Source organism: Yersinia sp. 2553 StPb PI, assembly GCF_052217105.1.
Lineage (GTDB): Bacteria > Pseudomonadota > Gammaproteobacteria > Enterobacterales > Enterobacteriaceae > Yersinia > Yersinia enterocolitica_E.
In genome coordinates, this window is record NZ_JAZGPX010000002.1 from 1639208 (window position 1) to 1651833 (window position 12626).

Consider the following 12626-nt stretch of genomic DNA (forward strand, 5'->3'; position numbering starts at 1 on the left):
CGTTACCTTCCAGTAATTATTCTGAGGCCAGGGCCATTATCTTTTCTTGACTAGCATCTTGTTTGTCTAATATTCCAGTGATGTGTCCGCTGTGCATGACCATAACTCTATCACTCATACCAAGAATTTCAGGTAGCTCAGAGGAAACTAAAATAATGGCTACACCACGGTTCGCCAGTTCACTAATTAAACGATAAATTTCTGATTTTGCCCCAACATCAATACCTCGAGTGGGTTCATCCAGAATAAGTATTTTGGGTTGAGCTAATAACCAGCGTGCTATGAGCACCTTTTGTTGATTACCGCCACTTAAATTATTAATTATTTGATCCATCGTAGGTGTTTTGATGTTTAATTTTTTAATCTGCTCCATGCAGTCTTGAGCCATTTGTCCATGACTGACAAAACCTTTTGTATTAATGTACTCAGAAAGATTTACGATGCTCATATTCTCAACCACAGACAAGACTAAGAATAACCCTGACTTCTTTCGGTCTTCGGTAAGAAAAGCCAATCCTTGTTCAATAGCCTTTGATGGGGAGTCGATATTGACTGGCAGACCATCGATAAAAATTTCACCACTGTCCGCAGGATGCATACCAAATAAGCTTTCCATAACCTCACTACGACCTGCGCCAACCAAACCAGCAACACCCAATATCTCGCCTCGTTTTACGGAAAATGAGATATTGCGAAATAACCCATCTCGCCGTAACTCATTAACTCGCAAAACTTCTTCACCAATATTATTATTAAATTTTGGGAACATATGAGTAAGTTCACGACCGACCATCATGGTGATTAATGATTGTTTTGTCAGGTTTTCCGTTTTATCTGTGGCAACAAACATGCCATCGCGGAAAACACTTACCTCATCAGTAATTTCGAATATTTCATCCATTTTATGGCTGATATAGATAATGCCTTTCCCTTGCTCTTTTAACTCAGTAATAATCGCAAACAGATGAAAAACCTCACCTTCGGTCAGCGCTGATGTCGGTTCATCCATTATTAAAACATCTGCATCATAAGAAACAGCCTTAGCAATCTCTACCATTTGTTGGCTAGCAATATTCAATTCACCAACCAGCATATCTGGTTTCAATTTTATATTTAAATGCTTTAATAAATCCTTGGTTTTGCTGTTGAGCAAATCGTGGTTAACAAAACCATAATGAACGGGCTCTCGCCCCAACCAAATATTTTCTGCCACCGTCATATGCGGGACTAAATTTAGCTCTTGATGAATCATTGCAATACCAGCATGGAGTGCATCTAATGTATCACTGAAGCTAACCGTTTCGCCCTTTACTTTTATTGAGCCTTCATCAGGATGATATATTCCTATCAAACATTTCATCAGGGTCGATTTTCCTGCGCCATTCTCTCCCATTAATGCATGGACACTTCCTGCTTTTATTTTAATGCCCACTTTATTCAATGCCTTGACACCAGGGAATTGCTTACTGATGCCTTCAGCCTCGAGAATGTAAGGATACATATCATCATCTCCTTGGTCATCATAATACGCTCAGTGGGTAAGCGCCGTACTTATCAAAAAAGTGATAACAATAAATACGGCACCACCTATCCATTAAAATATATTTAATGAATATTTGATTTTTCATGTATAAAAATTTGACTTGAAAAGTTAACTTATTTCTGTGTTTTTATAATTAACTATTAGCCAGGGGAAAAGGTTGTTTTCACTTTTTATTTTTATTAGCAAAGTCTTGGTAATTATCTTTAGTGATGAGTTGATAAGGAATCATAACACTGCTTTCAACTTTCTGGCCGGAGGCTAATTTAATCGCAGTTTCTACAGCGCCTTCTCCTTGACCTTTAGCATCTTGGAAAATACTGACATTCAAATCGCCTTTCTTAATAAACTCAAGCGCATCGGGTGTGCCATCAATGCCACCAATTACTACGCCATTTTTCTTCGCTTGTTTTAAGGCTAAAATAGCCCCAATGGCCATTTCATCATTATTTGATGCAATGGCATCTATTTGTTGCCCAGACAAAACCCAATCAGTGGTAACGTCTACCGCTTCTTTGCGGAAAAATTTTGCAGTTTGCTTATCAATGATATGAATATCTGGATACTGAGCTGCAACTTTCTCTACTCCCCGAGTTCTATCACGAGTAGCCTCACTCGAGAGTTCCCCCATCAGGATCATTACGTTACCTTTCCCCCCCATCAGCTTCGCTAATTCCTCCATCTGTAGACGACCTGCAAGCTCAGAATCTGATCCCACATAGGCCATACCAGCTGGTAACGTTATTTCAGGACGGCGATTCACAAAAACCAATGGTATCTTCGCCTGTTCAGCTAATTTGATCATTGGCTTTACACCTTGAGTATCTACCGGATTCAGAATAATGGCATCGACCCCTTGACTGACAAAATTCTCTACCTGCTGAATTTGTTGGGCAATATCCCCTTTTGCATCCTCGAATTGCCCAGTGACATTCCCTTCTTCTTTCATTTTGTTTTGCATAGCCTGACGTAATATTGTCAGGAAGTTATCATCGAAGTAAGCCATGGAAACGCCAATTTTAAGATCTTTAGCATAAGCACCCAATGGCAACAGACAAATAGCGAGTGAGGCGATAATGATTTTTTTCAGCTTCATGAACTATACCCTTCAAAAGTGGAATGCATTAACATCTCAGCGCCTGCTTATTGAAAATATTTTTTTATAACTGCATGACTCGCAGAAGATAAAAATAGTTATTTTAGGCACTTCAATGCACTTCCGTGAATGCAAACGCCCCATTCCCGGCTTGAAATTCACAAATAATCAATATAAAACAATTGGTTAGTTTTTTATTATCTATTCTTCCATCTATCACCTCTTTTTTTAAATATTTATTTCATAATTAAGATTATTGAAATTTTTAATACCAAACAACCGAAATGTGTGTTTTGCGCAGAGCAAATAACAAAACTATGACATGGATCTAACAAATGCTGGTAATTTGAACACTATCGAGTAACCAAGCACATGCCTTGGCAATGAGGAAATCTTCTTAGTTGCAGTTTGTGTGGCAGAGGGAAATTGTAACAGGTATAGCGGTGATGCCCACAGTATCTATGTGAGCATCAGTTATAGCAGTCTTGCATGTGAAAAAGTAACCCCAAAGAATTGCATCACTTTGGTTTGTAATGAAAATTACAAAAAACATTCCCTTTTACCGCCAAGGAAATAAATCAACCCATAGCAAATGGCTATCCGCAGTAAGAGGCTGTAATTGCCCTCCCTTAATTGCAGGCAACCACCAACAGCCTTGCGAAGCAGTAAGTTGGTGTGTTTCGGTATGGCAAACAAGCCAGTTTCCCTTCACAACGTAGATCAATCCACTATGGGAAACAGGGAGTTTTTGTGCCGAACTCACCGACGATACCGATGCCTGCCAGCAACCGCGCCGCGTCATAATATTAAAGTCTTGACTACTCCCCCCTAATAAACGCGCATGAATAGGGATATCACCGGGGAAAGCAAACGGCTGCAACGGCTTGGAAAGAGTATGTGCCTCCCAGCCTGGGCTGGATAGTTCAACCCCTTCACCTGATAGCAGCGTAATTGACCGATCGATATCCGAAAACATTGAAAACGGGCCATCCTGTTCGATTGTAGCAATGCTGGCACGCCAGGCAAAATCATCTCCACCAACGGGCCAACATGCTATTTCACGGGTTTCGCCGCCGCCATTTCGCCAACGGCTAACGGGTAAGCTGGCAAAATCAAAAAGGGTAAAGCTCATCAGACCTCCTGTTGACAGGCTTTCAATACCGTCAGAAAATCCTGTGCAGATTGCTGTTGCATTGGATGATATCTATCCACTATTACCGCTTTGCCTGCCACATAAACATCGCGAATTTGCGATTTGCCCCCCGCAAATAACCACCGATTCAACAAAGATGCCGATTTTGTACCAGCAATATAAGGATCATCGCCATCCAATACTAACCAGTCAGCGCGGTAGCCTTCGGTTAACTGACTAATTTTGCTGGCACAAGCCTGTCGTCCTCCCGCTAAAGCTTGGCTATAAAGCAAATCAGCCACGGCAGGATATTGCTCACTCGTCAGACGATTGCGGCGTTGATCACGCAGGCGCTGACCATATTCTAACCAACGTAATTCTTCCACCACATCCAATGAAACATGGCTATCTGAGCCGATACCCCACCGCCCCTGATAATGCAGATAATCGACCCCAGGGAAAATACCATCACCAAGGTTAGCCTCGGTAGTCGGGCATAATCCTGCCACAGCCTGACTTTCTGCCAAACGAACAAGCTCGGATTTATCAAGATGTGTCGCATGAATCAGACACCAGCGGCTGTCGACTGACAAATGGTTATACAACCATGCAACGGGGCGCTGCCCACTCCAATCCAGACAGTCGTTGACCTCCTTTTGCTGCTCAGCAATATGAATATGTACCGGTAATTGATTATCCGAAGCTTGTAGGATCTCCTGCATTTGGCTGAGTTCTACGGCGCGCAAAGAATGAAAACATAAACCTTGGTTTTGTAATGGCTGATTAACCAATTGTTTACTAATAACCTGCTGCTGTTTGAGATAGCTATCGGTGCTCTGAATAAAACGGCGCTGCCCCTGCTGAGCAGGCTGAGCACCAAACCCCGCGTAGCTGTACAATACGGGTAACAATGTCATCCCGATACCCGCCTCTTGCGCGGCCTGACTCAGTTGAGCGGTCATTTCACCTGGGCAATTGTATGGATTACCGTCGGGATCGTGGTGTAAATAATGAAACTCTGCGACTTGCGTATAGCCACCTTTCAGCATCTCGATATACAGTTGACGGGCAATCACACCAACATCTTCCGGTGTTAATTGCTGTACCAGTCGATACATCAGATCTCGCCAAGTCCAGAAGCTATCCTGTGGGTTACCGGCGATTTCGGCTAATCCAGACATCATGCGCTGAAAGGCATGGGAGTGAAGATTCGGCATGCCTGGTACTATTGGGCCGGATAAAACCTGACAACCAGTACCACTGCTGCCGGTCACAATGCGCTGAATATACCCCTGTTCGTCAACAGTAATTTGTACGTTATCTGCCCATCCACTCGGTAAGAAAGCACGCTCGGTAAAATAAACTGGCATAGCGATATCCCAATATTTTGTTCAGAGTCAAACGCGCTAAGCAGCAGCGGCGTCAATTAATTAAACCACTCACTTGTATATACATATACATACGCTAAATTCAACCGTAGACTTAGCATATAAACTTTTTATTTGACGAGGTTAACGCCGTGGCGGAACAACAAAAAGTCTTACAATTAAGTGCCGCAATGGACGATACTCCTGCGCCAATTTATCAACGGGTTAAGTTGGCCATTATCCACCAGATCAGAAGCGAGGTCTGGCAGCCCCATCAACGCGTTCCCTCAGAAAGCGAGCTCGTTGCTGAGCTGGGGGTCAGCCGTATGACCATCAATCGCGCGTTACGTGAATTAACCAATGAAGGTTTCCTTATTCGTATGCAAGGCGTGGGAACTTTTGTTGCTGAAGCAAAAGCGCACAGTGCCTTACTTGAAGTTCATAACATTGCTGACGAGATAACCGCTCGAGGTCATCGCCACAGCAGTAAAATTCTGCAACTAGAAGCTCGCCCGGCAACCCCTGAAGAAGCGGTAGCGTTGGGGATCCTGCCCGGTCAACAGTTGTTCTACTCGCAAATTGTGCATTATGAGAATGACTTCCCTGTTCAAGTCGAAAATCGCTGTGTTAACCCAAGCACGGCCCCCGACTATATGAAGCAGGATTTCAATCACATAACTCCTTACAGCTATCTCACACAAGCCGCGCCTCTGACTGAAGGTGAACATATTGTTGAAGCCGTGATCCCGAGCCAGACTGAGCGACAACTGCTGCAATTGGATGAGCATGAGCCTTGTCTGTTGATTCGCCGAAGAACCTGGTATGGAAAAGTCGTCGTCACTGCGGCGCAATTACTGTATCCAGGCTCACGCTATCAACTCTATGGTCGTTTTACCCCACAAGGCACCGTGACGTCCTGATCAATTTTATTTCTCTGTGAGAACTGCGAAGTGTTACGCAATTGTTTAAATCTCTATCTTGCTGATAGTGACTTTATGCGCTAGGTTGTCCATGATTGTATATACAACTTAATTTCGCTGTGTACTCGCCATCATTAACGCTATAGCAACAAATCAATTTCGGAGCACTGACTTACGCCAGTGATTCAATCAGTGAATAGCGCTGTGGCGTCGGGTATAAAGGGTATAGCTTGAAGGAGTGAGATGGTGTCAGTAATTCACTGTGACAGTTTGTGGTACGGTGCCGATATCGTGACCATGTGTGGAGGGGAATATCATCTGATACCGCAAGGAGCAATAGCGGTCACAGGCGGTAAAATAGTCTGGATTGGGCCACATAAAGAGTTACCAGCACTCCATGCCTCACGTGAGATCGTCTTTCAAGGTGGCCTGATTACCCCTGGTTTAATTGATTGCCATACACATCTCGTCTTTGGCGGTGATCGCAGTGCTGAATTTGAGCAACGCCTTAATGGGGTCAGCTATGCAGAGATTGCCGCTAATGGTGGTGGGATTATCTCGACGGTTAGGGCAACACGGAATACCAGTGAAGAACAATTGCTCGAACAAGCTTTATTTCGGCTGAAACCTCTTCTTGCCGAGGGCGTGACTTGCATAGAGATAAAATCCGGTTATGGCCTTAGTCTTGAAAGTGAAATAAAAATGCTGCGGGTTGCCCGCCGTTTGGGTGAATTACTCCCCATTACAGTTAAAACAACCTGTTTGGCAGCACATGCTTTACCACCTGAGTTTGCCGGCAGAGCAGACGACTACATTGATTTCGTTTGTAATACCGTCATTCCTCGGGTAGCTGAAGAGGGGTTGGCCGATGCCGTTGACGCATTTTGTGAACACCTGGCATTTTCACCGGCACAGGTCGAGCGCATATTCTTGGCCGCCCAGAAAGTCGGTTTGCCGGTCAAACTGCATGCCGAGCAACTGTCGGCACTTGGTGGCAGTACTCTTGCAGCAAAATTTAATGCATTGTCGGCCGATCATCTTGAATATGCCACGAAGTCAGATGTTCAAGCCATGTGCCATGCGGGTACTGTGGCGGTATTGCTACCAGGTGCTTATTACTTGCTACGTGAAACACAATGCCCCCCCATTGAACTGTTTCGCCAGTATGGTGTGCCAATGGCCTTGGCCAGCGATGCCAACCCAGGAACCTCCCCTGCACTCTCTTTGCGTTTGATGCTCAATATGGCTTGCACCTTATTCCGTATGACACCGGAAGAAGCGTTGGCGGGTGTCACATGCTATGCCGCTCAGGCACTTGGTCTGCAAGAGACTCAAGGCACATTGGAAATTGGCAAACTGGCAAATTGGGTCCATTGGCCACTATCCCGCCCGGCCGAATTAGCTTACTGGCTAGGTGGCCAATTATCTGCAACTGTCGTTTTCCAAGGAGAGGTTCGCCCATGAATCTAACTGACCCGTTAAGTTTTCACTCCGGTAAACTGCCTTTATTAATCAGCATTCCTCATGCCGGCACCCGACTAACCCCCGTGGTGGAGGCTGGCCTAACAGCTGCCGCACGCCCTTTATCAGATACTGATTGGCATATTCCTCGTCTCTATGATTTTGCCCGAAATATGGGGGCCAGCTTACTAATAGGTAATTACTCTCGCTTAGTCGTTGACCTTAATCGCCCAGAGGACGATCAACCACTGTATACCACAGCAACAACTGGCTTATTCCCCGAAACGTTGTTCGATGGGCGACCTTGTTTTATCTCAGACAAAACACCGTCGCCGCAGGAGCGTCAATCTTACCTGTTACATATCTGGCGTCCTTATCATCAGCAACTTCAATCCGAATTGGACCGGCTTAAAGCACAGTTTGGCTATGCATTGCTGTTAGATGCACATTCAATTGCATCAGTTATTCCGAGATTATTTGAAGGACAATTACCCGATTTGAATTTTGGTACCAATAGTGGTGTCAGTTGTGACCCATCATTAAGCAAGCAATTAATTGAATGTTGTCAACATCAATCCACCTTCAGCCATATATTGAATGGGCGCTTTAAAGGTGGTCATATAACTCGGGCATATGGTCTGCCCCAGAATCAGCAACACGCCGTGCAACTGGAATTATCCCAGTTAAACTATATGTCTGAAACTGAGCCTTATCACTACCGACCTGAGCGAGCCACGCATTTGCAGCAGTTACTCGAACAGTTAATTCATATCATGTTGTCATGGGGTGAACAGCACTATCAACGCTGAAACGTAACATTCCACTCACTGAGTTTTCAGTCGGTAATAAATGCAAAAAAGGCGGGGTTAATCCCGCCTTTTTAATTCACCTATTTCCGACACAGAAAAGGGTAATAATTACTGCTAAGTTAACTTAGAAACGGTAAGTCAAGTTAACTGCAACAGTATCATCAGTGCCCAGGCCCAGTGGATTGTTGTCTTCATCCAGTAAGTTAATCTGGTAGTCAACATAGGCAAACATGTTTTTGTTAATATAGTAAGTCACACCGATTTCAGCATATTTCAGCAAATCTGCATCGCCAACAACTGCCAGTTCTTTACCTTTAGACTGGACATAAGCGATGGACGGGCGAATGCCATTTTCGAACTGGTATTGAGCGACCAATTCAACGTTCTGGGTTTTATTCGCAATCAGTGCTTTATATGGCGTCATGTTCAGCGTTTCGCCGTACATTGCTGCGATGTAAACTTGGTTTGCATCATATTTCAGTGCAGTAGCCCAAGCCTGAGCTTTATCCCCTGTCGCACTGTCAGCCAATGTTTTTTGGCCTAAGGTCCGATTGGAAGAAGAGTATGCACCCGCAAAGCCGATACCGCTGCCTTCGATGTCTTGGTAATCAACAGACAAACCAAAACCGTCGCCATTAGCCTTCTGGATTGCGCGCTCATTCTTAGTGGTATCTCCATCGTCATTACGACCTTGATACTGAGCTGCAACATTCAAACCTTTAACCAGGCCGAAGAAGTCAGAGTTACGGTAAGTTGCCAAACCAGTAGAACGACCTGTCATGTAGTTGTCGGTATAAGCGATTGAGTCGCCACCGAACTCTGGCAGCATATCGGTATAGGCCAGCGCATCATAAACTACACCATAGTTACGGCCGTAATCGAAAGAGCCAAACTCAGCAAATTTTAGACCAGCAAAACCCAAGCGGGTTTTATTGCCTTTGTCGCCCTGTGATTCTGCATTTTTAGCGGCTACGTTATATTCCCACTGGCCGAAACCGGTCAATTGGCTATTAATCTGTGTCTCACCCTTAAAACCGAAACGCACATAGGTATCGTCAGCGTTATTATGGTTTGAGAAAAGATATTTAGCGGCTACGCGGCCATAAAGATCCAGCTTATTGCCGTCTTTATTATAAATCTCTGCTGCATTTGAAAGAGTAGGAACGATACTCAAGGTGACCGCCAAGGCCAGTAAACTGCGCTTCATCATTAATTTTCCTTTAAATTTTAATAAAACAAACCCATCGGGCTGAATTAAATTTTCAGCCTCATAAAAGTTAGTTTTTAATTTTTTATAGTTACCTGTCTTGTAAAGCGAAGAGACATTAGCATTAAGCACAAAAAGTTAAAACGGTAAACTTGTAGAAACATAGGTATAAACAGGTAATCAATTGTAACAAAATGTGTTTAATGGAACTTTCCGTAACTGATTGATTATATTTATTTTTAGGTAATTATATATAACCAAAATAGTGCATAAGCACCAAAATGGTGCGAAAAAATTTCAGTTTGTTTCTTTTTTGTTCTATTCGGATATCATATTTGTGAAATGGATCGAATATCACAGTTCCAATGCGATTTTTTATATATCTAAAGTAATTAGATGACTATTTAAAGTACAAATAGAGAGTAATGTCATGTCACCTTTGGTGCAATAACATAAAAATTAAACATTAGGGACGTTAATAGGGTTATAGAAAGTATGACTTTGTTTGGTTATTAATTATCGGTATTTTCATTGGAAGTGTATTTTTTATAAAAATCGCAATAAGAAAAACTTTAATTTAATGCATAAAAAATGAACTTCCATAGCTAAAAGCTCATTTCCTATAGGTTAGAAACAATATACCACTTAAAATTTGGCTTAAGTTGTAGTTCTGGTGGTGATATTACCTCAAGTAACTATCTATGGCGGTATTGGTAACACGGCCTTATTTATACCGTTGGTACCTCACTCTTATCCATTCGTACCAACATAATCCCTGCACGTAATCCAAGGGCTACCTGAGGGTTTGGAAACAAGATCCACTCATCTTCATGTTTAACACGGTAATACTCACCGGATTGCTCCGCCAGCAGTGTACCTTGCTTAAAACGAGTAAAATTAACCGTATCATTGTCAACCCACAGTTTAAAATCAGGATGTTGTTTTAGCAGTGATTTCACCACGCGATAAAACACCATTCCTCCTGAGGGTTGTACAGGCAATGGTTCCCCACTAACTAATGAACGTAATCCCCCGACTATATGCGTAAATTCAGCCAACTGATTTTCGCCAAATGGTAGCGCTTTTCCCAACTCAAGCGTACAACTTGCGGCCTGGCAGTGCTCACTACTAAAATGAGCAAAGGTCCCCCCTGCCGAGGTATGCATCACTAATGCATCCAGTTGAATATCTTGTAACCACCGTAGCATTACTGCGCTATAGGGTGTTGTTTGATAAGGCAACAATCCAAATCGAGTATGATGAGATTCACGAATTGCCGTGTGTAAATCGTAATGCTGGCGCGTCAGTTGACTCTCTGCTCGGAAAAACGCCGACACAGCTTGCTCAATAATTTCAACCCGTCGGGTTTCATTACTGGAAGGATAACGCCGGTGCCGCCCGCCAAACATACGGTTGATATCTGCTGAGAGGAAACGTTTGCCGGCGCTTATCGCCGCTGGATTGCCAAATATGACTAACAAACGGACGGCCAGCGTTAATTCACCTGCTAACAAATCTGACACCAATTGATTCAAAATCTCAATCGGGGCCGTTTCATTTCCGTGGATACCGGCAGATAACACCACTGACTGGGTGTAATTGCCAGAAGGTGTCAACATCAGTATCCCGTCATCGAGCCATTGCCACTCGATACTCAGCGTCGCGCCACGGGTCTGTTCTGGCGGATGGCCCGAGAGTGTTATCGCCAGGAAATCTAGCATCATCGTTCCTTCTAATTCTGCTGGAACGGATATACCGAGCCAATATTAAGTATCCGTGTCAATTCATCCAATGCCTGCCGCCCTTCTTGTAATAACTGCGGATCAGCCAAGTCTTTAAATTGCAAATGATCACGATAATGTTGGTCGACCCAATTATTCAGCGTCACAAACAGCGCCGGTGTCATCATTACTCGACTATTAACAGCTTGTAACTCTGTATCGGTCAAGCCAACACGCAAGCGTAAGCAAGCAGGCCCCCCCCCATTACGCATGCTCTCGCGTAAATCGAATACTTTGACACTGTCAATCGGACCACCGCTATTGATTAATTCCGACAGATATCGCCACACGAACGGGTTTTCTTGTGCCTCCTGCGGAATAACCAACAACATTTTACCATCCGGTTTACTCAATAACTGGCTGTTAAACAGATAGCTTGATACTGCATCAGCAACCGACACCTGCGCGTCAGGGACCTCTATACTGATCAACTGTTGTTCAATGCTACCCATTTTACGGCGAATCTCATCCATAGCTTGAATGCCAGGAATGAATGCATGCTGATGATGGAATAACACATTCTGATTGCTGACAGCGATGACATCATTGTGAAAAACCCCTTGGTCGATCACTGCGGGGTTCTGTTGCACAAAAACAGTTCGGTCTGGTGCCAGTTGATGCAGTCGAGCCACTGCTTCGCTGGCCTCTCGCGTTTGGCGAGCAGGGTATCGGCTAGGATTTACTCCGTTTTCCAGTGCGTTGCGGCCATAAACAAAGACCTGAACCGCTGGCAAGCCATATTCTCCCCCCAGACGATTATGATTAGCCGCACCTTCATCACCAAACAATTCCACAGCAGGTAGTGCATCGTGATGAACAAAGTGACGATGGTTATTAAAAACGCCTTTGAGTAAAGCCGACGTGGTTTCGGCCTCAATTGCACGGTGAAATTTGTTATTTAAATTGGCCACAGTAAAATGCACTCGCCCATCCGCGCTATCCGCAGAAGGTGAGACCGTCGCCGCATTCGCCGTCCACATTGATGATGCGGAACTTACCGCAGATAATAGACGTGGAGATTTACGTGCCACTTCACTCAATACTTGTTCATCTGAACCACTAAAGCCCAACTGACGCAAAACGCCTATGGCTGGTCGCTCCTGTGGTGGCAAAATACCTTGTTTATAACCTAAATCGGCTAATGCTTTCATTTTCAGCAACCCCTGCCGCGCAGCCAGGCGAGGGTTGGAAATACTGTTTTGATGCGCAGTAGAGGCTTCATTACCAAATGACAATCCAGCATAGTGATGTGTCAGCCCAACCAATCCATCAAAATTAACCTCATATCCTGCCATCGTATTCTCCATTCATGG

At 44.1% G+C, this 12626-nt stretch carries 10 protein-coding genes; 3 read left to right on the forward strand and 7 right to left on the reverse strand.

Translation table 11 applies throughout. The features are described 5' to 3' along the window. Window positions 1–16: 16 nt before the first annotated feature. From V2A84_RS08795 to V2A84_RS08810, 4 genes are all read right to left on the reverse strand, one after another. On the reverse strand, window positions 17–1501 hold the full coding sequence (locus V2A84_RS08795) for a sugar ABC transporter ATP-binding protein (protein ID WP_083159041.1): 1485 nt from the start codon (window positions 1499–1501) through the stop codon (window positions 17–19). Between the two features lie 205 nt (window positions 1502–1706). Continuing rightward, window positions 1707–2636, reverse strand: coding sequence for a sugar ABC transporter substrate-binding protein (locus V2A84_RS08800; RefSeq protein WP_083159042.1), 930 nt, complete (start codon window positions 2634–2636; stop codon window positions 1707–1709). Between the two features lie 559 nt (window positions 2637–3195). Beyond that, on the reverse strand, window positions 3196–3768 hold the full coding sequence (locus tag V2A84_RS08805; RefSeq protein ID WP_083159043.1) for a HutD/Ves family protein: 573 nt from the start codon (window positions 3766–3768) through the stop codon (window positions 3196–3198). Continuing rightward, the gene (locus V2A84_RS08810; RefSeq protein ID WP_083159044.1) at window positions 3768–5138 is read right to left on the reverse strand and encodes a formimidoylglutamate deiminase; all 1371 of its coding nucleotides are present in this window, start codon (window positions 5136–5138) and stop codon (window positions 3768–3770) included. Before V2A84_RS08810 ends, V2A84_RS08805 begins: the two co-directional genes overlap by 1 nt. Window positions 5139–5287: 149 nt before the next feature. Between V2A84_RS08810 and hutC the strand changes: the two genes are divergently transcribed. From hutC to hutG, 3 genes are all read left to right on the forward strand, one after another. Then, the gene (gene hutC, locus V2A84_RS08815; RefSeq protein WP_083159045.1) at window positions 5288–6055 is read left to right on the forward strand and encodes a histidine utilization repressor; all 768 of its coding nucleotides are present in this window, start codon (window positions 5288–5290) and stop codon (window positions 6053–6055) included. Window positions 6056–6298: 243 nt separating this feature from the next. Then, complete coding sequence (gene hutI, locus V2A84_RS08820; protein ID WP_372569110.1) at window positions 6299–7519, forward strand: imidazolonepropionase; 1221 nt, start codon at window positions 6299–6301, stop codon at window positions 7517–7519. Continuing rightward, a complete protein-coding gene (gene hutG / locus V2A84_RS08825) occupies window positions 7516–8325 on the forward strand; it encodes an N-formylglutamate deformylase (protein ID WP_083159047.1) in 810 nt (269 codons plus the stop codon). The genes hutI and hutG overlap by 4 nt, the downstream gene beginning before the upstream one ends. Window positions 8326–8449: 124 nt before the next feature. On the opposite strand, the gene V2A84_RS08830 is transcribed toward hutG, so the two are convergent. From V2A84_RS08830 to astB, 3 genes are all read right to left on the reverse strand, one after another. Beyond that, window positions 8450–9535, reverse strand: a complete 1086-nt coding sequence (locus tag V2A84_RS08830; protein WP_083159048.1) for a porin — start codon at window positions 9533–9535, stop codon at window positions 8450–8452. Window positions 9536–10260: 725 nt separating this feature from the next. Then, window positions 10261–11253 carry a succinylglutamate desuccinylase gene (gene astE / locus V2A84_RS08835; RefSeq protein WP_102970424.1) on the reverse strand — a complete coding sequence of 331 codons (993 nt, stop codon included), beginning with the start codon at window positions 11251–11253 and terminating at the stop codon, window positions 10261–10263. Between the two features lie 11 nt (window positions 11254–11264). After that, window positions 11265–12608: an N-succinylarginine dihydrolase gene (gene astB / locus V2A84_RS08840; RefSeq protein ID WP_442848703.1), complete on the reverse strand. Its 1344-nt coding sequence runs from the start codon at window positions 12606–12608 to the stop codon at window positions 11265–11267. Window positions 12609–12626 lie beyond the last annotated feature (18 nt).

What these genes read in the sequence shown, in the direction of transcription:
- V2A84_RS08800 (WP_083159042.1), bottom strand. Translation starts at nt 2,636, where the DNA reads ATGAAGCTGAAAAAAATCATTATCGCCTCACTCGCTATTTGTCTGTTG.
- hutI (WP_372569110.1), top strand. Translation starts at nt 6,299, where the DNA reads ATGGTGTCAGTAATTCACTGTGACAGTTTGTGGTACGGTGCCGATATC.
- V2A84_RS08805 (WP_083159043.1), bottom strand. Translation starts at nt 3,768, where the DNA reads ATGAGCTTTACCCTTTTTGATTTTGCCAGCTTACCCGTTAGCCGTTGG.
- astE (WP_102970424.1), bottom strand. Translation starts at nt 11,253, where the DNA reads ATGCTAGATTTCCTGGCGATAACACTCTCGGGCCATCCGCCAGAACAG.
- astB (WP_442848703.1), bottom strand. Translation starts at nt 12,608, where the DNA reads ATGGCAGGATATGAGGTTAATTTTGATGGATTGGTTGGGCTGACACAT.
- hutG (WP_083159047.1), top strand. Translation starts at nt 7,516, where the DNA reads ATGAATCTAACTGACCCGTTAAGTTTTCACTCCGGTAAACTGCCTTTA.
- V2A84_RS08795 (WP_083159041.1), bottom strand. Translation starts at nt 1,501, where the DNA reads ATGTATCCTTACATTCTCGAGGCTGAAGGCATCAGTAAGCAATTCCCT.
- V2A84_RS08810 (WP_083159044.1), bottom strand. Translation starts at nt 5,138, where the DNA reads ATGCCAGTTTATTTTACCGAGCGTGCTTTCTTACCGAGTGGATGGGCA.
- V2A84_RS08830 (WP_083159048.1), bottom strand. Translation starts at nt 9,535, where the DNA reads ATGATGAAGCGCAGTTTACTGGCCTTGGCGGTCACCTTGAGTATCGTT.